The 19383-nt window shown below is 62.0% G+C and carries 17 protein-coding genes; 6 read left to right on the top strand and 11 right to left on the bottom strand.

Annotated elements, in window-relative coordinates:
- Nucleotides 1-208: 208 nt before the first annotated feature.
- Complete coding sequence (locus tag AC1DON_RS20865; RefSeq protein WP_476936754.1) at nt 209-1303, top strand: glycoside hydrolase family 88/105 protein; 1095 nt, start codon at nt 209-211, stop codon at nt 1301-1303.
- Here AC1DON_RS20865 and AC1DON_RS20860 read toward each other — a convergent pair.
- The gene (locus tag AC1DON_RS20860) at nt 1227-1805 is read right to left on the bottom strand and encodes a DUF4760 domain-containing protein (RefSeq protein WP_476936753.1); all 579 of its coding nucleotides are present in this window, start codon (nt 1803-1805) and stop codon (nt 1227-1229) included. The two genes, AC1DON_RS20865 and AC1DON_RS20860, sit on opposite strands and share 77 nt — an antisense overlap.
- A gap of 81 nt (nt 1806-1886) precedes the next feature.
- On the opposite strand from AC1DON_RS20860, the gene solA reads away from it, so the two are divergent.
- Nucleotides 1887-3008 carry an N-methyl-L-tryptophan oxidase gene (solA, locus tag AC1DON_RS20855; RefSeq protein ID WP_476936752.1) on the top strand — a complete coding sequence of 374 codons (1122 nt, stop codon included), beginning with the start codon at nt 1887-1889 and terminating at the stop codon, nt 3006-3008.
- Between the two features lie 71 nt (nt 3009-3079).
- On the opposite strand, the gene AC1DON_RS20850 is transcribed toward solA, so the two are convergent.
- The 6 genes from AC1DON_RS20850 to AC1DON_RS20825 all read right to left on the bottom strand — a co-directional run bounded on the left by AC1DON_RS20850 (nt 3080) and on the right by AC1DON_RS20825 (nt 10691).
- The gene (locus AC1DON_RS20850; protein WP_476936751.1) at nt 3080-3631 is read right to left on the bottom strand and encodes a calcium-binding protein; all 552 of its coding nucleotides are present in this window, start codon (nt 3629-3631) and stop codon (nt 3080-3082) included.
- 215 nt (nt 3632-3846) lie between these two features.
- Nucleotides 3847-5346: a tryptophan halogenase family protein gene (locus tag AC1DON_RS20845; RefSeq protein ID WP_476936750.1), complete on the bottom strand. Its 1500-nt coding sequence runs from the start codon at nt 5344-5346 to the stop codon at nt 3847-3849.
- A complete protein-coding gene (locus tag AC1DON_RS20840; RefSeq protein WP_476936749.1) occupies nt 5339-6859 on the bottom strand; it encodes a tryptophan halogenase family protein in 1521 nt (506 codons plus the stop codon). Before AC1DON_RS20840 ends, AC1DON_RS20845 begins: the two co-directional genes overlap by 8 nt.
- Nucleotides 6860-6957: 98 nt before the next feature.
- Nucleotides 6958-7740 (bottom strand): SDR family oxidoreductase, encoded by a 783-nt coding sequence (locus AC1DON_RS20835; RefSeq protein ID WP_476936748.1) that lies wholly within the window; start codon nt 7738-7740, stop codon nt 6958-6960.
- Nucleotides 7741-7794: 54 nt separating this feature from the next.
- Entirely contained in the window at nt 7795-10263 is a 2469-nt protein-coding gene (locus AC1DON_RS20830; RefSeq protein ID WP_476936747.1) for a DUF4132 domain-containing protein, read from the bottom strand.
- Nucleotides 10263-10691: a hypothetical protein gene (locus AC1DON_RS20825; RefSeq protein WP_476936746.1), complete on the bottom strand. Its 429-nt coding sequence runs from the start codon at nt 10689-10691 to the stop codon at nt 10263-10265. The genes AC1DON_RS20830 and AC1DON_RS20825 overlap by 1 nt, the downstream gene beginning before the upstream one ends.
- A gap of 158 nt (nt 10692-10849) precedes the next feature.
- Here AC1DON_RS20825 and AC1DON_RS20820 point away from each other — a divergent pair, with 158 nt between their 5' ends.
- A complete protein-coding gene (locus AC1DON_RS20820; RefSeq protein ID WP_476936745.1) occupies nt 10850-11575 on the top strand; it encodes a hypothetical protein in 726 nt (241 codons plus the stop codon).
- Nucleotides 11576-11591: 16 nt separating this feature from the next.
- Here the strand turns inward: AC1DON_RS20820 and AC1DON_RS20815 are convergent, their stop codons facing one another.
- Nucleotides 11592-12170 carry a DUF3885 domain-containing protein gene (locus AC1DON_RS20815; protein WP_476936744.1) on the bottom strand — a complete coding sequence of 193 codons (579 nt, stop codon included), beginning with the start codon at nt 12168-12170 and terminating at the stop codon, nt 11592-11594.
- 4 nt (nt 12171-12174) lie between these two features.
- Nucleotides 12175-12729 (bottom strand): DUF2199 domain-containing protein, encoded by a 555-nt coding sequence (locus AC1DON_RS20810; protein ID WP_476936743.1) that lies wholly within the window; start codon nt 12727-12729, stop codon nt 12175-12177.
- Between the two features lie 155 nt (nt 12730-12884).
- On the opposite strand from AC1DON_RS20810, the gene AC1DON_RS20805 reads away from it, so the two are divergent.
- The 3 genes from AC1DON_RS20805 (at nt 12885) to AC1DON_RS20795 (ending at nt 17435) form a co-directional block, all read left to right on the top strand.
- Nucleotides 12885-14351, top strand: coding sequence for a sensor histidine kinase (locus AC1DON_RS20805; protein WP_476936742.1), 1467 nt, complete (start codon nt 12885-12887; stop codon nt 14349-14351).
- Complete coding sequence (locus AC1DON_RS20800; protein ID WP_476936741.1) at nt 14348-15049, top strand: response regulator; 702 nt, start codon at nt 14348-14350, stop codon at nt 15047-15049. The genes AC1DON_RS20805 and AC1DON_RS20800 overlap by 4 nt, the downstream gene beginning before the upstream one ends.
- Nucleotides 15050-15506: 457 nt before the next feature.
- Nucleotides 15507-17435 (top strand): potassium transporter Kup, encoded by a 1929-nt coding sequence (locus tag AC1DON_RS20795; protein ID WP_476936740.1) that lies wholly within the window; start codon nt 15507-15509, stop codon nt 17433-17435.
- A gap of 215 nt (nt 17436-17650) precedes the next feature.
- On the opposite strand, the gene rsgA is transcribed toward AC1DON_RS20795, so the two are convergent.
- Nucleotides 17651-18667, bottom strand: a complete 1017-nt coding sequence (gene rsgA, locus AC1DON_RS20790) for a ribosome small subunit-dependent GTPase A (protein WP_476936739.1) — start codon at nt 18665-18667, stop codon at nt 17651-17653.
- A 32-nt stretch (nt 18668-18699) separates the two neighbouring features.
- Nucleotides 18700-18954 (bottom strand): GlsB/YeaQ/YmgE family stress response membrane protein, encoded by a 255-nt coding sequence (locus AC1DON_RS20785; protein WP_476936738.1) that lies wholly within the window; start codon nt 18952-18954, stop codon nt 18700-18702.
- Nucleotides 18955-19383: the final 429 nt, after the last annotated feature.

Below are 19383 nucleotides of genomic sequence, written 5' to 3'. Positions count from 1 at the left end.
TCAATGTGGAATTTTGGCGAAGAGGGCCTCTCCTGCGCCTCGTGAGACTGGCGAGGCGCCATCGCCGCGCGCAGTAGCGGCCTCATCCGTGACCTTAAGGTACGCGAAGCCGGTGACAAAATTTGCCGCTTGGAAATTCCCCTGCCTCGTGCATTCCTGACGGGATGACTCCGGGCAAACGGGGCGCGGGACGACGGAGGATGAGGCGATGGTGCTGACGAGACGCGATGTCTTGCTGGGGGCAAGCGGCCTGTGCATGGCGGGAAGCGCCGTGGCCGGGGAGGGGCCGGGTTTTCGCCATCCGGCCGTGCCCGTATCGCCGTCACCGAAAGAGGTCGGGACAAAGGCGGCGGACGCCTGGCTGGCGCAGGACATAAGGCTTTTGAAAAGCAAAGATCACTGGGGCGTCCACTATAGCGACGTCGCCTGTGGTTACGGGGCGGCGCGCTTTGCGGCTGCCACGGGCAATGCGGCCTTACTGGCGCAGGTCAAGGCGCGGTATCAGCGCATGGACGCCCACGAAGTCGGCAATACGCGGAACCACGTCGACGTCAGCATCTACGGCGCGCTGCCGCTGGAACTGGCGATCCAGACGGGGAATGCGGATATGCGCGCCCAGGGGCTGGCCTTTGCCGACAACCAGTGGACAGCGACCACGCCCGATGGACTGACGGCGCAGGCGCGCTACTGGATCGACGATGTCTGGATGATCGGCGCGCTCCAGGTCCAGGCCTATCGCGCCAGCCGCGACCCGAAATATCTCGACAGGGCGGCGCTGATGGCGCGGCTGTATATGGAACGATTACAGCGGGATAATGGCCTGTTCTTCCACGGCCCTGAGGCGCGGCTCCACTGGGCGCGTGGCAATGGTTGGGTGGCGGCGGGCCTGGCCGAGCTGTTGTCGGTGCTGCCCGAAGCGCATGGGGATTACCCGGCGGTCATGGGGGCCTATCGGCGCATGATGGCGGGGCTGCTGAAATACCAGGCCGAAGACGGCATGTGGCGTCAGTTGATCGACTATCCGGATGCGTGGAAGGAGACGTCGGGCACGGCGATGTTCGCCTATGCCATGGCGGTGGGCCAAAGGCGCGGTATCCTGACGGATCTGGCCTATATGGTGGCCTGTCAGAAGGCGTGGTCGGCGCTTTCGGCCTATGTCGAGTCGGACGGCCGTTTACGCGAAATCTGCGTCGGGACGGGGCAGTCGGACAAGCCGGACTATTACCTCAACCGTCCGCGCCTGACGGGCGACTTCCACGGCCAGGCGCCGCTTCTGTGGTTCGCGACGGCGCTAGTGGCCTGAATCGGCTGCGCAGAGTCGTTCCGGAAGGTTTAGGAAAATTGCCAAAGCCTCTGAAATTCCTGGTTTTCTTTTCAACGCAGATTTTTAGGTAGTCAAAGCCGCTCCAGTAACGATAGTCGCGATTTCGGCGCATCTCAGCGAGGTAAGGCGCCAAAATTCGGAAAGTCGTCGGCACGGCGTAATACCAGGCCTGCGCAAAAATTTTTTCTGGAAATAGCTTCTGGTGGATCTGGATGCCGACCAGATGGAAGCGTGAGCAAATGGTATGGGCGGCGTCCATGTCGGCTGAGTCCCACGTGTCATAGGGTTTGCCATCCAGCCTGAATACGCGCTCCAAGGCGTCCCTGAAATCAAACACCGTGAGCGTCACCTCATACATTTGTTCCAGTTCGCGTATTCTTCCCTGGTTGGACATGTTCACCAACGTCAGCACGAACGAGAGACCAGCGATCAGGGCTGAGGCCGCTGTGACCTGAGTTTGGGTAAATGCGAAAAGTTCCATAATCATATCCTCCTAGCTGTAACATTGATATGTTAGTCGGGCACGATCATTGGTTGTAAAAAAGGCACGGCGGGGGAAAAGTTGGATAACAGCCACTATGATGTAGTCGTCGTCGGACTTGGCATTGCCGGAGCCAGTACGCTCAACACGCTCGCCAGGCGGGGGATCAATGCCCTGGGGATTGACCTTTATGAACCGCCGCATGCCCAGGGAAGCTCCCACGGCCAGACACGCCTGGTCCGGGCGGCTTACGCCGAGGGGGGTGAATACGTGCCCTTCGTCCTGCGCGCCATAGATCTGTGGCTGGAATTCAATGCGCGCACCGGAGAGGACGTATTTTGCCAGACGGGTGTGCGCTATACCGGGCCGGCGAATGGCGTCTATATTTCAGGGGCCAGCAGGACGGGCGCGGAGCTCGACGTCGGGTTGGTGCCCTGCGCCCCCAATCCTGGCTTTGATGTTCCGGAGGAATGGAACTGGTTGTGCGATCCCAAGGGCGGGTTTGTGTGGGCGGAACGGGCGATTGCACTCATGCTCGCCGAAGCCAAAAGTCACGGGGCGACGATTGCAACGAACTGCCGCTGTCTGGCGATCGACCCGGCCGGGAAGGCGATGAGGACGTCGCAAGGGTCTGTTTTTGCCGATCAGATTATCGTCACTGCCGGAGGTTGGGCGCCGCAACTGCTCCCAAATCTTGATGCGGCTCTGCATGCCGAACGCCAGACCCTGCATTGGTTCAACGATCCGGGCCGGCACTTTTCAATTGAAAGTGATTTTTTGCCCTTTGTCGTCGATACGCCGGAAGGGGCGTTGTTCTACGGCTTTCCCACCGACGGCAACAACCAGGTCAAGGTGGCTCAGCATCAGGCCGTATCGCAATGTGTAGACGACCCGGCTGACCTGGACCGCACGCCAAACGCAGCGGACGCGAGCGGCGTCGTTGACTTCCTCGGCCGGTATTTTCCGGGCTTGGCCGGTTCTCCGAAATCGACCGTCTGTTTCTATCCCATGGCGCAGGACGACGGATTTATAATAGATCGTCCCGATGAATTGCGCGGTATCGTAGTGGGCGTCGGCCTGTCGGGACACGGCTTCAAATTCGGACCTGCAATCGGAGAGGCACTGGCGGACATTGCCGCGGGTGTTTCACCGTCCGCCTGGTTTCCAAGCGAGCGGTTCAGGTTGAACCGCTTCAAGAGGTAGGCGTCTGCCTGTCGGCAAAAAAAAACGGGGAACCGTGAGGCTCCCCGTTTCCTGCGGCGATGCGTGTGTTTTTAGAACACGAAGTCCGAAGCGGCGACCGAGGCCACGCCCTTCAGGAAGATGGTGTCCGAACCGTAGGTGACGGTGGTGCCGGAAGCCGTGGTGGCGATGCCCAGGTCGGCAAAGGCGAGGCCCGTGGCCGAAAGGTCGATATGATCGGTGCCCGATACGAAATCGACGATCTTGTCATTGCCGTCGCCGAAGTCGAACAGGAAGGTGTCCATGTCGGCGCCGCCAGCCAGCAGGTCGTTGCCGGTGCCGCCCCAGATCCAGTCATTGCCGGCATCGCCCATGATCCTGTCGTCGCCGGCGCCGCCCAGCACGATGTCATCGCCATCGCGGGCATAGATGACGTCATTGCCGTCACCGCCATCAACGCGGTCATTGCCCTTGCCAGCCGTGATATTATCGTTACCGGCATCGCCCGTGATGAAATCGTCACCCGTGCCGCCATTAAGGATGTCGTTGCCGGCCTTGGCGCGGATCGAGTCTGCGCTTGTCGTGCCCGTGATGTTGTCGTCAGTCTTCTGACCCTCGATCTGAGGGAAGAAATAAGAGCTCATTTGTATCTCCAGATGGCAGCGTTGAGTATCGCTCTGCAGGCAATGCAAACACTGTAATTTACGGTATTATAGGAACATGGCTATTGAACGCCGTCCCCGTGAACGCAATGTGCACAACGCCACGTTAAATTTCGTGACGGGTGCTGCACTGCGAAAATGAAGAAATCATAAGGGACTGGCGTTAATCTTAACCGTGCGGTCCTCAGCCGGGGCGTTTATCCCCTGTGGGTAAAGTACGCGTCCATCGGCTTCATGTCGGCGACCTTCTCCTTGATGAAGGTAAGCCGTTTCTGGAAGTGCCGGGTTACCTCGGCGTCCGGGGTCTGGTCGACCACGGGATCGTAAGCGCGCGGAATGAGGCCGTGTCCGAAGAACAGGGCCAGCCAGTCGTGTTCGACGAAGGTCTCATCGTCATATTCGACCAGGTGCCCGCGTGCGGAGAACAGCTTGATCTTGTAGGCCAGGGCGTCGGGCACGGCCATGTCGCGGCAGTGGTCCCACATGGGTTCGCCTACACGCCGGTTCAGCTTGTAGTGACAGATCTGGTAGTCGCGCAGGCGCTCCAGACCCGAGGTGACGTTGAGGTTGAACTCCCTGCGTTCCAGCGCCATGTCGTGATCGAGGGGCAGGAGTGACGTCAGGTGCGACAGCCCCAGCATGATGCTTTGCAGCCCGACATTGTCGATCGGGTCGAAGCGGGCGGCCGCCTCACCGATCCCGATGCAGTTGCCGACCCAGGGCTGACGAAGCCCCGGCGCACAGGCGGCGATATGGGTATCGGGCGCCAGCGGCAGCCCCGTCAGTTTCGATGCCGTGCGCGCGGCGTCGGCATCGCTCAGTTCGGCGCCGCTATAGCCAAGCTGGATGCCGGTGCGATTGCGCACCGGCGTCATCATCGACCAGCCCGACCGGAAGGCCTGGACCTGGCTGAAGGCGGGCAGGGGACCGAGGGGCGGCCCGATCGCCGTCATGATGCGGTCGCACGGAAACCACTGAGTCCACGACGCCATCGGCGCCTGCATCGCTTGCCCCAGGAGCAGGCTGTCGGCGCCGGTCGCGTCGACGAACAGGTCTCCCGTGATCGCATGGCCGTTCGCCAGTTGCACGGAGGCGATATCGCCATTTGCCGGGTCGCGCGTGATGGCGCCAAGGGCGGTGGTTTCGATATGGGTGACGCCGCCGCGCGCCAGCAATAGCTGCTTCAGGACCTGGCAATAGGCCAGGGCGTCGAAATGATAGCCATAGTCACATTCGGCGAACGCATCGATATCGTTGTCGGGCACGAAGAAGCGGCCCTTGCTGGCGGCTATGGCGTTCAGCGAAAACGCGTCATAGGCCTGTGCCTGTCCCTGCAGGTGTGTCTTCACCCAGTACTGGTGAAAGCGCACGCGGTTGATCGCCGGGCCATAGGTGCCATAGGCATGTGTAAACGGTGGCTCGCCTTCGGAAAATCCGGCGAAGCGCTGGCCCAGGGTGAATGTCGCCAGCGCAGTCCCCATCAGCGGCCCTTCGGGGATATCCAACAGGCTGTGGAAGGCCTGCTGGTTGCGCAAGGTGGGGATGATGTCGATGAAGCTGCGCTGCGTCGGCAGCTCGACCACGACGATTTCGAGCGCGGTGCGATGGAAGGACCCGCGCAGGAGGCTGGCGGCCAGCCACAGCGCTTCGTCGCGTCCGACGATGACGATTTTACGGATAGAGCTGGCCTCAGACATGCGCGGCGCCTTTGGGATGGGTGTAGTCGCGCACGAAGTCGTAGTGCCCCGGCATGGTGGCGACATTGGACGCAATGTGATCGCGCAGGTCGCCCATGGTCTTCAGCATGGTGTCGAGATCGATATTGTCGGCCTGGGGATCATAGCCCCATGGCGAAATCCTCTGGCCCGTATAGACAGCGATCCAGCTTGCCGGCGAGAACAGTCCGTCCTTGTAGCGATGGATGTGGCCGCGCCGCTTGAAGATGTCCATCTTCTCGGACAGGCTGTCGGGCAGCTTCATCGTCTGAACGTGCTTCCACAGGTCGCCGGTGCGTTCGCCCGAGGCGTGGTAGTGCAGCACCAGGAAGTCGCGGACACGGGTGTATTCGATGTCGACCAGGCGGTTATATTCCTCGGCCAGGGCGGGATCGATCTCCTGTTCCGGGAACAGGCGCATCAGGAAGTTCACGGCGATCTGCGACATGTAGATGCTGGTCGATTCCAGGGGCTCGAGGAAGCCGCTGGCCAGGCCAAGCGCGATACAGTTCTTGTACCAGGACGTCTTGCGGCGGCCGGAGCGGAACCGGATCAGGCGCGGATCGCCCTGCGCCGGACCATCCAGGTTGTCCAGCAACACCTCGCGTGCGCGCTCTTCGGTGGTGAAGCGGCTTGAAAAGACATAACCGGTGCCGATCCGGTTCTGAAGCGGAATGCGCCATTGCCAGCCGGCTTCGCGCGCCGTGCAGCGCGTCGTGGCGAAGTATTGATCGTCGAGGCCGCACGAGATGGCCCACGCCCGGTCGCACGGCAGCCAGTCCGCCCAGTCTTCCCAGCCGACCTTCAGCGCCTCGCCGATCAGCAGGGCGCGGAAGCCCGAACAGTCGATGAAGACGTCGCCCTTGACGACCTCGCCCGACGCCAGGGTCAGCGACTTGATATAGCCGTTTTCCGGGTGGAGCGTGACGTCGACCACCGTGCCTTCGGTGCGCTTGAGGCCACGCTTTTCCGACCAGCGCCGCAGATATCTGGCGTAGAGATAGGCGTCAAAATGATAAGCGTAGGAATAGGTCGAACGGATCGACGTCAGGTCTTCGGACGGAAATTCAAACTTCTGTTCGCGGCTGGCGACGCTGGGGTATGAGAAGTCGTCGACATTGAAGTGGTGGCCATGGGCCCTGGCCCTGAGCCAGCACTGGAAGAACGGCACGCCTTCGATGGGTTGTCCGTGGGTGCCGAAAGGATGGAAATAGATGTCACCCTTGCGTGCCCAGTCGCGGAACTCGATCGCCAGTTTGAAGGTCGCGTTGGTTTCGCGCATGAACTCGACTTCGTCCAGGCCCAGGAAGGTATTGAAATCGCGCACCTGCGGCAGGGTCGATTCCCCGACGCCAACAATGCCGATTTCACCCGACTCGATCAGGCGCACGGAGGTTTGACGCGTGTTGAAAACCTTGGTCAGGGACGCGGCCAGCATCCATCCGGCGGTGCCTCCGCCCAGTATGACGATCTTTCGCGGCGTCCGGCTGTCCATCCATACTTCCCTGGCTGACCTGTTTTTTCAAAGTGTTTGCAGGCAGCCGCACCCGGCGTCAAGCGCCATGTTGTTGTGCCTAGGTAGCAACATGGGGGTTATACAACTGAGGTGAGCCCGCCATCGACATAGAGGATCTGGCCGTTGACGAAGTCCGAGGCCGGTGACGCCAGGAAGACCGCCGCGCCGTGCAGGTCTTCGAGCCTGCCCCAGCGCCCGGCGGGGGTGCGTTTCCGGATCCAGCCGTCGAATTCCGGGTCTTCGTAAAGCGGCTTGTTGAGCGGCGTGGCGAAATAGCCGGGGCCGATGGCATTGATCTGCAGGCCGTGCTTCGCCCAGTCGGCGCACATGCCCCTGGTCAGGTTTTTGACCGCGCCTTTGGTGGCGGTGTAGGGCGCGATGGTCGGGCGGGCCAGCTCGGACTGGACGCTGGCGATATTGATGATCTTGCCGCGCCCGCGTGCGATCATGTGTCTGGCGACCGCCTGGCTGACGTAGAAGACGCTGTCGAGATTGCTGGTGACGATCTCGCGCCACGTTTCGGCGGGGAAGTCCTCCAAAGCGCCGCGGCGCTGGATGCCGGCATTGTTGACCAGGATGTCGAGGGCTATGCCGGACGTTTCGAGGGCATCGATGGCAGCGGCCACGGCCGAAGGGTCGGTGACGTCGAAAACGGATGTCACGACGTCCGCGCCGGTGTCATGCAACGCCCTGGCAGCGGCATCGAGTTTGCCCGCCGAGCGGCCGTTGAGGACGATGAGCGCGCCCGCTGCGGCCAGACCTTCCGCGATGGCGAAACCGATCCCCTGGGCCGAGCCGGTGATCAGCGCCGTCTTGCCGGTCAGGTCAAAGGCGGAAGGGCGGGACTGGAATGATGTCACGGGATGACCTTTGGGTTGGGTGATTCCGGTCGAAGGCGCGAACTAGGCGTTCGGCTATAATTGCGTCAGGATGGTCTTGTCGGTGATCTTCGACTCGTCGGTCAGCAGGAAGGCCTTGGCCAGGATGGTCGACAACGTGCCGTCGCCGGTGAAGGGCAGTTTCAGCCCGTCGGCTTCGGCAGGCGTGCGGTCCGGGACGATGCACAGGTAACGGTTGCCGGGCAGGATCTGGATGTTGCCCGAACCGAAATGGATGGCGTATTTCTGCCGCTTGCCGGTGACGACCAGGAACTTGTCGGTGACCTCGAGCTTGTCGCGGATCGACAGGCGAGGGGCGAGGCCGGCAATGAGTTCCTTGCGCATCTGGGCGCTCTGGCCCAGGTCGCCGAATGCCCATTCGCGCCAGTAGCCGCCGAAGCGTCCATCGGGCCCGCCATCCGTCCAGCCGGGATCGTTGGCGACGCTGGTGACGGCGACGAACAGGTCGACATCGCGCAGCGCCTCGGAAAAGACGACCGGCGGCACGTCAACCAGAGATACGGGCTGGTTTTGGCTGTCGAGGAAGCGCACCTGGTCGGTCGCGAGGTGGAGGGCGACATAGGCGTCGGAATGCTGTCCATTATCAACGGCTTCGACATGATACTGAACCGTAAGGCCGAGCTTGGGCAGTTGGCGTTCCGGGACGTTCCAGCTGTCCCAGCCGCCCATCAGCCCATAGGTCCAGCCGCGCGCCTGACACAGGGCGCGGAACTGGTGCTGGCGCAGGATATGGGCGGCGAAGCGGTTCGAATAGACGGCGGTGTGGCGTTCGGCGTCGGTCAGCACATAGATTTCGCGGTGCGCCTGCTTGACCGGCTGGGTCAGGCCGCGCTCGACGATGTGCCGCCGCCACGCCAGCACTTCGTCCGGCTTGCTGTCGAGCGGGTGCCACAACCGGATCTCGGCGTCGGCGTCAGGCGTGATCGTCTTGCCGGACACGTCGCGCAGGCCGTCCTCGCCGGTCATCACAGCGGTGTCGCCAACCCGCCAGATCAATGTTGAGACGATCGGGCGGCGCAGAGGATGGTCGCGGAAGTGCCTGGCCCAGTCGGCGAACCGCCAGGCCCGGTCCTCAAGCCACGACGCTTCGAGGCGTTGAACCTGCGACGACCGGGCGGCTTCGATTTCCTTCGCGCGGTTGCGGATGGCGGTCAGTTCGGCGGCATGGCCGGTCTTGACGCTGGCGGGGACGGACTTGACGGTAGCCCCGCTGGCGTTTGCCCAGGACAGGGCGACGTCCGTCGCCGTCAGACGGATCGTTGCGGTGGCGTCGCCGAGGTTCGCGGTAAGTAAACCGGCTCCGTCCAGGCCGAAGTCGGGCAGTGACATGTCTTCCAGGGCCTCGACCGATTGTCCTGTCTTGTCAGCCAGTTCAGACAATCTGTTCTCAATCAGCTTTCGCGCCGACGGATATTTGACGGTGCCGCGCAGGCGGATCAGCTCGGCCGCCGCCATGGGCTCATGGGCGCGTTCGGACAGCGTCCACAGGACGGCGTTGCCGAGCTTGACTGACCGTGCGCCGTAGTTCGGCACCTTGCGGAAGCATTTTTCGCAGAAGCGGCCCAGCGCGCCGGCGACGTCTCCTCCCGGCATCAGCGCCGCTGCCCAGATAAGGCCTTTCAGGATGTCGAGGCTGAGATCAAGGATGGACGGATCGGGCGTGGTGGCGTCGAGCCAATGCAGCGTCCGGGCCTCGACGGCGTCCATGCCGACGGCTGCGATCGCGGTTTTGGCGCCGTCGAGCCATTTTCGCGATGGCTTGGCCTTGTCGCCGGCTTCGGCGGCCAAAACCAGAAGGTTTCGCCACGAGGTTTGTTTATCTGAATCAATCGTTTTCAGCCAATCCTTCAGGCTGTCAGCGAAGGCTCCGGCGGGCAAGGGAGCCTCGGTCGTGGCGGGGCTGAGCAAGGCATCGATACGATTGGCGATTTCGACCAGGGCCTTTGTCGGGGCGGCATTCTCCCAGCGCGGCGCCATGGCCGCGTCGCGCACCTGTTTCAGGCCGGCCGTCAGTTTCGCCGACAAGGGGGCCTGTTCCGCCTGCATCTTAACGGCGCGCAAAAGGGTTTTGGCGGGAAAACTCGGGTTAAGGCCTGAGCCCTCGCTCGGCCAGTTTTTGACGATCAGGGTCAGGTCGGCGTCGTCAAAGGGCAGGGCGCGCTGCATCAACTCTCCGGCGACGACATTGCGCGCGCCTTCGACGGCATGGTTATGAAGATTGGCGATCCTGAGCGCATTATGGATTTTTTTGGTGTCGACTTTCAGCGTGGCGCGCAGGGTCGCAAGCTGGACCTCGGGCGGTTCCGTCATCAGGGCCTGCCAGCGCGGCGCGTCCTTAAGCGAAGACATGCCGTAGCCACGATGAAGCGTTTCGCGGCAGATCTGGGTGAAAACCTGTTCACCGTTAGAGGACGATGACCCGGCAACGGGCGTGTCGGTCGGGTCGGGAGAAGTCTTGCCGAAAAGGCGGCGCAGAAAGTCCATCAGCCACCCTTGAGCGGGGTCAGAAACAGGAAGACGACTTCGCTGTCGGGCATGAGCGCGACTTCGTCGTCCAGCCCTTCGAGCTGGCGATCATTGAACAGAAGGATGAAGCGGTTGCCGGCATAGGCTTTGATGGCGCGTTCGACCTCGGCCCCGGCGTCGATCTGTTTCGGCTTACGCCCGGACGAAGGTTTGGCATTGAGCACGGCTTCGGCCGAGCCGCTCTCGACCGTTACCAGGAACGAGCGCGAGACGTTGTCAGTCTTCACCCAGCGGGCATTGAGGTCCGCGACCTCGGCTTCGACGCGGCGGCGGATGATCTCACGCGCGGTGACGCGTTCAGAGGCCAGCCGCAGCTCGACGGCCTTGATGCGGCCGGGGTTCGATCCGCCGAAATGTTCGTCAACAATCCTGAGCAGCGCGGCCATGGTTCCTCCTGCATTTCAGCGAGGATAGACGGCGCCTGGCCTGTATGCAATGACAGGTTGATGCGAAGCCGCCGCGGCGGGAGCTTACCAAACTGTAATTGGCCACCGGTAGCGCCCTACTGTACCTCTCATGTAAATGATGAATCAGGAGGAGCAGCATGTTCAAATTTCACCCTTTTTTCGCGGGCTGTGTCACGTCGGCGGCTGTTATCGGCGGGGTGGCGTTGCTGTGTGGCGCCAAGGCGTCGAACCACGCGCACTTCGATGAAATCACCGTCGGCAGGATCAATATCGTCGAGCCCGACGGCACAAAACGCGTCATCATCTCCAACCGCGCGCAGTTTCCGGGCAGCTTCGAAAAGGGCGTTGAAATCGCGCGTCCGGACCGCGCCAACATGGCCGGCATGTTGTTCGTCAATGACGAAGGCACCGAAAACGGCGGTTTGATCCAGAACGGCCGCATGACCGCCGACGGCAAGGTCCGCGCCGGCCTGGCCCTGTCCTTCGACCGCTTTCGTCAGGACCAGGCCTTGCAGCTCGCGCATTCCGATACCGAGACAACGTCGAGCTCGTCGCTGATCATCAATGATGTTCCAGCTTTTACCACCACGTCGAACGCCGACATGAGCGGCTTTATGGCCGAGGCGGGCAGGCTGGCACCGCCTGAGCGCCGCGCCTATTGGCAGCGTCTGGGCGACGAGGGGCGGTTGGGGCAGCCGCGCATCTATCTTGGCACGACGCGGGACAGGGCATCGGCCCTGGTGCTCAATGACACCAAGGGCCGGCCGCGCCTGCAATTGCTGGTCGGCGCCAATGGTGAACCGCAGATCCAGATGCTGGATGTTGCGGGCAAGGTCGTGAAGACGATCGAAGTGACGGACTGAGGCTGAAATTCCGGCGTCAGTATCCATCCTTGGTCGATGACAGCCAGTCGCTATGGGCGACGACCAGCGCCCGCAGGGTGTCGAGGTCAGGAAGGATCAGGTCGACACCACCATCGTAGGGGGCCAGGATTGCACCGGTCCGCGCGGACATCCACATGACGCTGATTTCGTCGTCGGCGATGGCGCGCAGGGCGTCATCGAATCCGCCGCCTTGCCAGACGGTCGGCTCCGCGAAGATGTCGAAGACCTGTTCCGGATCGTCCGGATCGACGACGTGATGCGCTTTGGTCATCGCGTGCAGGTATGGCCGGTCCTTGTGTTCGTTCCGCCAGTCGGCATCAGTCGTTTCCGCCTTGTCGAAGGCATATGAATGGCCAATCAGCCAGCACGGCGTTCCTTCGCCGAGAACCTCCCGGGCCAGGGTGTTGTGCCGGTAAAGGACGACGGCCATCTCGTCGTCGGTATTGGCATAGCGCTGGGACTCGGGCAGGGAATGAAAGCGTTGCCAGAGGCCGGACTTCTCATATTTGAGCATGTGATTGACCGGCATGCAGTCGCCGTGGAAACCACGCCAGATGTCCGTGAAACGCGCCATTGCGTTAGTGTACCGACTTCAGGAAGGCCTGGGCGACGCGGATGGCCTCGTTCCAGCTGATGCCGTTTTGCTGGTCGTGGTATAGCGGGTGGTCGCATTCGTGCAGGACGATCTTGGGGCGTTGACCGGCCACGCCCCAGTGAACGTTACATCCGAGGTTCTCCAGATAATCGTCTGATGCACTTCGGTTATAGTGCGGCATTCTGACGGTCAGCCAGCCGAAGGTTGTTATATCCGACTGATCCCGATTGAAAGTCTCCACATACCGCCAGAAGTTTTCCTCCGATTGCGTAACCCATACGCCGTAGCAGAAAGGTTGGTCTACGCCGTGTATGGGGATGTCGAGCGTGACGCGAATGGCATGAAAGTCTTCGTCCTGACCTGGACCAGCCTTGATGCAGCACATGTCGCTGTCAATCATGACGCGGGCTTCATATTCGTCCTCCGGCACGGCAAACACTTCGTCCGGTTTCAGATAGGCGAACGACGGCGAGCCCTTATAGGTTTCGCCGCAGCAGTGGCATTTGTAGGTCAGCTTGGGGCGGAACAGGTTGAACATGAGGGCGGCGTGTATCTTTCTTGAATCGCCACACCCTAGCCGAATGCGGCCGCAAGGCAATGGAGTGAACGGGGTTATGGTGGCCAAAACCTGTAGAGGTCGAACATGCGGGCTGGCTGTCATCCGCACGCCGCCTTGAGGACCACTTTCAGCCGATGTCAGGCCTGAAATCTTTCGGCGCGGCGCATAAGCTGTGCTACGAGACGGCCATGACGTTCGGGGCTTCGTCCTTTCCATGGCTTATGATCAGGCGCTATGCGGGCGTGGCCGCGATCGCCGCCGCGGGCACGTTGATCGGGTTGCCGCTTAAAGCTGCGGGCCTGGCCGAGACCGTGCCGCTGATCTACCTGGTCGGCGTGGTTGTCGCGGCGGCGTGGCTTGGGCTGGCGCCGGCGGTGTGGACTTCGCTCCTGAGCGTGCTGGCCTATAATTTCGTCTTCACGGCGCCGTATTTTTCCTTCGCCGCCTATGATCGCCGCAGCTATGTCACGTTTGCGCTGCTGCTGGGGGCGTCGCTGATCGTCGGGTCGCTGACGGCGCGGGCGGCGCGTCATGCCCGCAAGGCACAGGAAAATGAGGACGAGGCGCGCGCGCTTTACGACCTGGCGCGCGGGCTCGGGGCGTTGAGCCGGCCGATCGAGATCATCGCCGAGGCCGGACGGCGGATGCCGGCGGTGACGGTCTGGCCAGCGGACGCAGGTGGCGAGGCCGGAGAGATCATCAATGAGGCGCGCCTGGCCGATGGCGATCTGGGGCCGCGCGTCGTCAATGGTCGATTATTCCTGCCGATGGTGGCCGACAAGGCCGTCATGGGCGTGCTTGAGACTGGCGCGGATATTCCGGCGGCGCGGCGGATGCGGCTGGAGGCGTTTGCGGGGCTGATCGCCTCCGCGCTCAGGCGGGCAGGCGAAAGCGAGCACGCCCAGCAGGCGCGCATCGACGCCGAGAATGAAAAGCTGCGCAGCACGCTGCTGGCCTCGGTCAGCCACGACCTGCGCACGCCCCTGGCCGTGCTCAAGGGCGGCCTGGGCCAGATGCTGCGCAACCGCAAGAAGCTGCCGCGCGAGACGGTCGAGGACATTACCGGCCTGCTGCGCCATCTCGACCAGCTTCAGCATTTCGTCGAGAACCTGCTGCGGCTGGCGGCGCTGACTTCGGGCCGGATGCGGTTGAAGGCCGAGCCTTACCTCATCCAGGAGATTATCGGTGCGGCCCTGCAGAAGGCGGCCGTGGCAGGGCGTAATGTCCGCACGGTCGTCAATGGAACCCTGCCGCTTGTCAATATTGACGGGGCTTTGATCGAGCAGGTCCTGGTCAATCTGATCGACAATGCCTTGCGACATACGCCTGAGGATGGGACGGTTACTGTGATGGCTGAACGCCATGACGGCGGGGTGCGGGTGCGCGTCGCCGATACCGGGCCGGGACTACCGGAAGGGATGGATGTCTTCAGGGCGTTCGAGGCGGGCCAGCGGTCGGACCGGGCGGGCAAGACGAGCGGGCTGGGGCTGGCGATCTGCAAGGGCATAGTCGAGGCGCACGGCGGTGTCATCACAGCCGAGACGCTAACGGCGCCGTCGGGCGCGGTTATACAGTTTACTTTACCCGTGGGGCGCCAATGACGGCTGTACAAAATCCGCGCGTTCTTATTGTCGAGGACCAGGCCGATCTTCGGCGCTATGTGCGATCAACATTGAGTGCGCACGATATGACGCCGATCGAGGCCGCCACGGCGCGCGAAGCGATGCAGGCGGCGACCGCCCACCGGCCGGATGTCATCCTGCTCGATCTGGGTTTGCCGGACCGCGACGGCATGGAGATCATCGCCGAGGTCCGCGAATGGAGCCAGGTGCCGATCATCGTCCTGTCGGCGCGTGAGCAGGAGAGCGACAAGATCGCGGCTTTGGACCTGGGCGCGGATGACTATCTGACCAAGCCTTTTTCGGGTGGCGAGCTGATTGCGCGCATCAAGGTGGCCTTGCGCCACGCGGCACGGCATGCGGCGGGGACGGCGGCTGTGTTCGAGCGCGACGGCTTGCGGGTCGATTTCGAGGCGCGGACGGTGAGTTTGGATGGCGAGGCCGTGCGGCTGACGCCGATCGAATACCGGCTGCTCGTGGCGCTGGCGAAGAATGCGGGCAGGGTGGTGACGCACGCCCAGCTGATCCGTGAGGTCTGGGGGCGGCACGGGGCGGAGGACAATACCTATTTGCGGATACATACCCAGCATCTGCGCGAGAAGCTGAGCGATGATCCGTTGCAGCCAAGGTTTATCTTGACCGAACCGGGGGTCGGGTATCGGTTAAAGGGGGTAGGGTAGCCGTGCGTGTGAGATCTCTAGCGCATGATGACTTTATATCGAATTCCTTGTTTAGTTCCGCCCCCCTTCCGTCAGTTTCGCTCCGCTCACTGCCACCTTCCCCGTAAACGGGGAAGGAATTAAGTTCATAAATTCAATGTTTTCCTTCCCCGTTTACGGGGAAGGTGGCATTTGCGGAGCAAATGACGGAAGGGGGCCCTCTGACGGCAGACCAACCATAATAATTCGATTTAAAGTCATCATCGTTTAGAAGGAACACCACCAACCGCACAAACGATACGGAGCAGACACAGTCCAATTCGTGCGTGTTCGTGTGGTTCGTGGTTAAATTCTACCTGTTCCGGGAGGGCAGGGGAACAGTTGGTCTCTATACAGAAACTATACGGTCGCTGACGGCCTTCATACACCGGCCATACGGGCGTAGGGCTAGAGGTCAGGCTCCAACCCGGAGTCCGTTATGAAGAGCCTGTCCGATACCGCCGATGCCCTGTCTATTTCCAAACCAGATACCGGCGACCCGATACGCAAGGCCGGGTTTCTCGGTCTCACCATCGGCGCGGTCGGGGTCGTCTTCGGTGATATCGGCACGTCGCCGCTCTATGCCATGCGCGAGGCCCTGCACCACAGCCGCGCCGGCACTGCGCCCGAACTGGCGGCCTTCGGTGTCATCTCGCTCGTCTTCTGGGCTTTGCTTCTGCTGGTGACCATCAAGTACGTCATCTTCCTGATGCGCGCCGACAATCACGGCGAAGGCGGGACTCTGGTCCTGATGGGGCTGGCGCAAAAGGCGCTTGGCCGCCATTCGCAGGCGATCTTTCTGTTGGGCCTGTGCGGCGCGGCGCTGTTCTATGGCGACAGCCTGATCACCCCGGCAGTCTCGGTATTGGGCGCGCTGGAAGGGCTCAAGGACGCGCCGGGCATAGGTGGCGGCCTTGACCAGTATATATTGCCGCTGTCGCTGGTCATCCTGCTGGGCCTGTTCCTGGTCCAGTCCAAGGGCACCGAGAAGGTGGCGCGGTTCTTTGGCCCCGTCATGCTGGTCTGGTTCGCGGCCCTGGCGGGGCTTGGCCTCTACTGGATCATCCAGCGGCCGGAAATCCTGCAGGCCCTGAGCCCGCATTACGGGTTCAATTTCCTGCTGGCCAACGGCCTGACCGGCTTTGTCGTGCTGGGCAGCGTCTTCCTGGTCGTGACCGGGGCCGAAGCCCTCTATGCCGATATGGGCCATTTCGGCCGCAAGCCCATTGGCGCGGCGTGGCTGTGGGTGGCCTTCCCGGCGCTGATCCTCAACTATCTGGGCCAGGGCGCCTTGACGCTCATCCAGCCGTCAGCCGTCGAGAACCCCTTCTGGCGCATGGTGCCCGAGCTGGCCTACTGGCCGATGCTGCTGCTGGCGTGCGCGGCGACGGTGATCGCCTCGCAGGCCGTCATTTCCGGCGCGTTCTCGATGACCCAGCACGCCGTCCAGATGGGCATCCTGCCGCGCATGGTCATCAGGCGCACGTCGGAGACGCAGGAGGGGCAGATCTATGTGCCGCAGATGAACTGGCTGCTGATGATCGGCGTCGTCGTGCTGATCGTCACCTTCCAGACCTCGGGTAACCTGACCTCGGCCTATGGCATCGCGGTCACAGGCACCATGCTGATCAGCAGTGTCATGGCCTATATCGTCATGCGCCGGCTGTGGCAGTGGTCGCGTTTGAAGACCCTGGCCTTGCTGACCCCGCTGGGGCTGCTCGAACTGGTGTTTCTCACGTCGAACCTGACCAAGCTGTTCTCCGGCGCGTGGATGCCGCTGCTGCTGGGGGCGGTGCTGATCGTCGTCATGATCACCTGGACCCGGGGCGCGGGCATTATCGCCGCCAAGACCCACCGCGAAAGCCTGCCCTTGGGCGAAGTCGCAGACATGCTGGAGGCCAGGCCGCCGCTGCGCGTGCCGGGGACGGCGATCTTCCTGACGGCGGACGGTTCGGTGGCGCCGACTGCGCTCATGCATAACCTCAAGCATAACCGCGTACTGCATGAAAAGAATGTGGTTTTGAGCGTGCATATCGCCAGCGTGCCGCACGTGGCGGATGAAGAGCGGATAGCGATCGCGCGGATCAATGATGACTTTTCCCGCGTCACCCTGACCTTCGGCTTCATGGACATGCCCAATGTCCCGCGTGCCCTGGGCCTGTGCCGCAAGAAGGGTCTGAAGTTCGACGCCATGACGACGACCTTCTTTGTCGGGCGCCGGACCTTGGTGGCAACGCCGCACGGCGGGATGCCGCTTTGGCAGGACCTTTTGTTCATTGTCCTGATGAAGAATTCCGCCGATCCCAGTGAGTTCTTTCGGCTTCCGCCGGGCCGCGTTGTCGAAATGGGGACGCAGATGCGGGTGTGATCACCTGAGCTGATATGGCGAAGCAGAATTATTCGCCATCTTCTTGCGGCGCGGCGTGCTTAGGTAAAGTGCGCCGCGCTGGGATGGCTTTGTCGCCTGTCGGGCGATGTGGCTGGCGTCGGAGACGGACACATTCTTCACGACCAGTGTGCGCGATGCCTCGGGTGGACGATGGTGCAGATCCCATGCTGTCCGTGGGGCGCATAGACTGATTTCTATCTGGCGGGGCCGGTGCGCTTGTTGCCGCGTGGGCCGGTTTGTTGCGGTGTGCTGGTCCGGTTTTCAGCCGACAGCTTGCGCCAGCGATTGACGCGCAGCTCCGACAGGTCGCCCGATTTGACGGCCGCCTGCACGGCGCAGCCCGGTTCATGGACGTGCGAGCAGTCACGGAACTTGCAGCCCGCCGCCAGTTCGATGATTTCGGCGAAGGTGGTGTCGATGCCGTCGGCGACGTGGCTGACGTGCAGGTTGCGCATACCGGGATTGTCGATGACCCAGCCGCCATGGGTCATCTCATGCAGCGAGCGCGTTGTGGTCGTGTGACGGCCCTTGGCGTCATTTTCGCGGATGCTGCCCGTGACTTGTCCGGCAAGGCTGAGGGCGTTGACGAGGGTCGATTTACCGACGCCGGATGAGCCGGCAAGCGCGACGGTCAGCCCCTTGCCGCACCACGGCGACAGTACGGCGATGGCGTCGGCAGACCTGGCATTCAGCGCGACCACGCTCAGGCCGCGTTGCAGGGCGCGGGCCTCGTCCTCAAATTGTGTCGTGTCCGCCACCGTGTCGGCCTTGGTCAGGACGATGACGGGTGTCGCGCCCGAGTCGTTGGCCATGGCGAGATAGCGCTCGAGCCGGGCGGGGTTGAAGTCTGCATTACACGAGGTGACGATAAACAGGGTATCGACATTGGCCGCCGCCAGTTGTGGCTCGGGCTGGCCTTCGATGCGCCGCTGCAGCAGGCTGGCGCGGTCGAGGCGACGGACCAGCCGGTTGTCGGCAAGATCGATCAGGACCCAGTCCCCGACGGCGTATTGTGCGGTCGTGACATCGCCGTCCGGTGCGATATCGGCCTGGCCGTGAACGGAAAGCGCCGATAGCTTGGTACGCTGAACGCCTGCGATGCGCGCCGGTGTCAGGTCGCGCTCTTCAGCGGTGACCTGATCGGCGAATGCGGCCGTCCAGCCCAATTCTGTCAGTCGTTCCGAGGGGCTGCCGGAGGGGGTGGATGTCATAACCCACCCTTAGGCCGCGCGGATGCGGCGGGTCAAGCCCGCCGGATCAGTCGCAGCAGAAGCAGGAGGACGATGGCGCCCACTGTTGCCGTAACGATGGTGGCGATGATGCCGCCGCCTATGCTTATCCCCAGTACGCCAGCCAGCCAGCCGCCGACGACCGCGCCGATAATACCCACGATGATATCGCCAACCAGGCCGAAGCCGCCGCCCTTGACGACCGCACCGGCGATCCAGCCGGCTATTGCGCCGATCACGAGCCAGATGACGAGGGATTCAATGCTCATGGAGTGTGTCCTGATATAATGACCTGGCCGATGCGGCAGGTTGCCAGGACACCCTACAAGTCCGGCGACAAGTCACCAAATACGGTGCCCTTATGTTTATTCAGGTGTCTCGCAATGCCTTGAAGATTTGCTGAGGGCGGCACGATGCGTGAATGAACGCCGTGGCATTCTGAACCGCGCTACATAAATGGGGTCACGCAATGGCCTTATAGCTGAAACATTTTCGCCAAAATCGGGCCATAGGAATGGTGGCCCATAAGTTTTTTATAAAGAGAGAAATTATTTATCATAGTAAATGCGTGTAAACCATAAAATATAGTCCGTATAATTCAATGACATACAGTATAGTAAATATAGATAAAGCATATTTTACAACATTTTGTTTCGTGTACTTATAAGATTTTTATTTTTACGGCTCCGAAATTTACC

This window comes from Asticcacaulis sp. P4_H10, assembly GCF_056400965.1.
The sequence above is the reverse complement of the archived record's forward strand: the minus strand, read 5'-3'. Positions and strand labels throughout refer to the sequence as shown.

Bases quoted from the DNA above. Each gene is read 5' to 3' on its own strand.
- rsgA (WP_476936739.1), bottom strand. From the start codon at position 18,667: ATGACATCCACCCCCTCCGGCAGCCCCTCGGAACGACTGACAGAATTG.
- AC1DON_RS20865 (WP_476936754.1), top strand. From the start codon at position 209: ATGGTGCTGACGAGACGCGATGTCTTGCTGGGGGCAAGCGGCCTGTGC.
- AC1DON_RS20830 (WP_476936747.1), bottom strand. From the start codon at position 10,263: ATGGACTTTCTGCGCCGCCTTTTCGGCAAGACTTCTCCCGACCCGACC.
- AC1DON_RS20845 (WP_476936750.1), bottom strand. From the start codon at position 5,346: ATGTCTGAGGCCAGCTCTATCCGTAAAATCGTCATCGTCGGACGCGAC.
- AC1DON_RS20785 (WP_476936738.1), bottom strand. From the start codon at position 18,954: ATGAGCATTGAATCCCTCGTCATCTGGCTCGTGATCGGCGCAATAGCC.
- AC1DON_RS20825 (WP_476936746.1), bottom strand. From the start codon at position 10,691: ATGGCCGCGCTGCTCAGGATTGTTGACGAACATTTCGGCGGATCGAAC.
- AC1DON_RS20850 (WP_476936751.1), bottom strand. From the start codon at position 3,631: ATGAGCTCTTATTTCTTCCCTCAGATCGAGGGTCAGAAGACTGACGAC.
- AC1DON_RS20795 (WP_476936740.1), top strand. From the start codon at position 15,507: ATGAAGAGCCTGTCCGATACCGCCGATGCCCTGTCTATTTCCAAACCA.
- AC1DON_RS20840 (WP_476936749.1), bottom strand. From the start codon at position 6,859: ATGGACAGCCGGACGCCGCGAAAGATCGTCATACTGGGCGGAGGCACC.
- AC1DON_RS20820 (WP_476936745.1), top strand. From the start codon at position 10,850: ATGTTCAAATTTCACCCTTTTTTCGCGGGCTGTGTCACGTCGGCGGCT.
- AC1DON_RS20860 (WP_476936753.1), bottom strand. From the start codon at position 1,805: ATGGAACTTTTCGCATTTACCCAAACTCAGGTCACAGCGGCCTCAGCC.
- AC1DON_RS20810 (WP_476936743.1), bottom strand. From the start codon at position 12,729: ATGTTCAACCTGTTCCGCCCCAAGCTGACCTACAAATGCCACTGCTGC.
- AC1DON_RS20800 (WP_476936741.1), top strand. From the start codon at position 14,348: ATGACGGCTGTACAAAATCCGCGCGTTCTTATTGTCGAGGACCAGGCC.
- AC1DON_RS20815 (WP_476936744.1), bottom strand. From the start codon at position 12,170: ATGGCGCGTTTCACGGACATCTGGCGTGGTTTCCACGGCGACTGCATG.
- AC1DON_RS20805 (WP_476936742.1), top strand. From the start codon at position 12,885: ATGTCAGGCCTGAAATCTTTCGGCGCGGCGCATAAGCTGTGCTACGAG.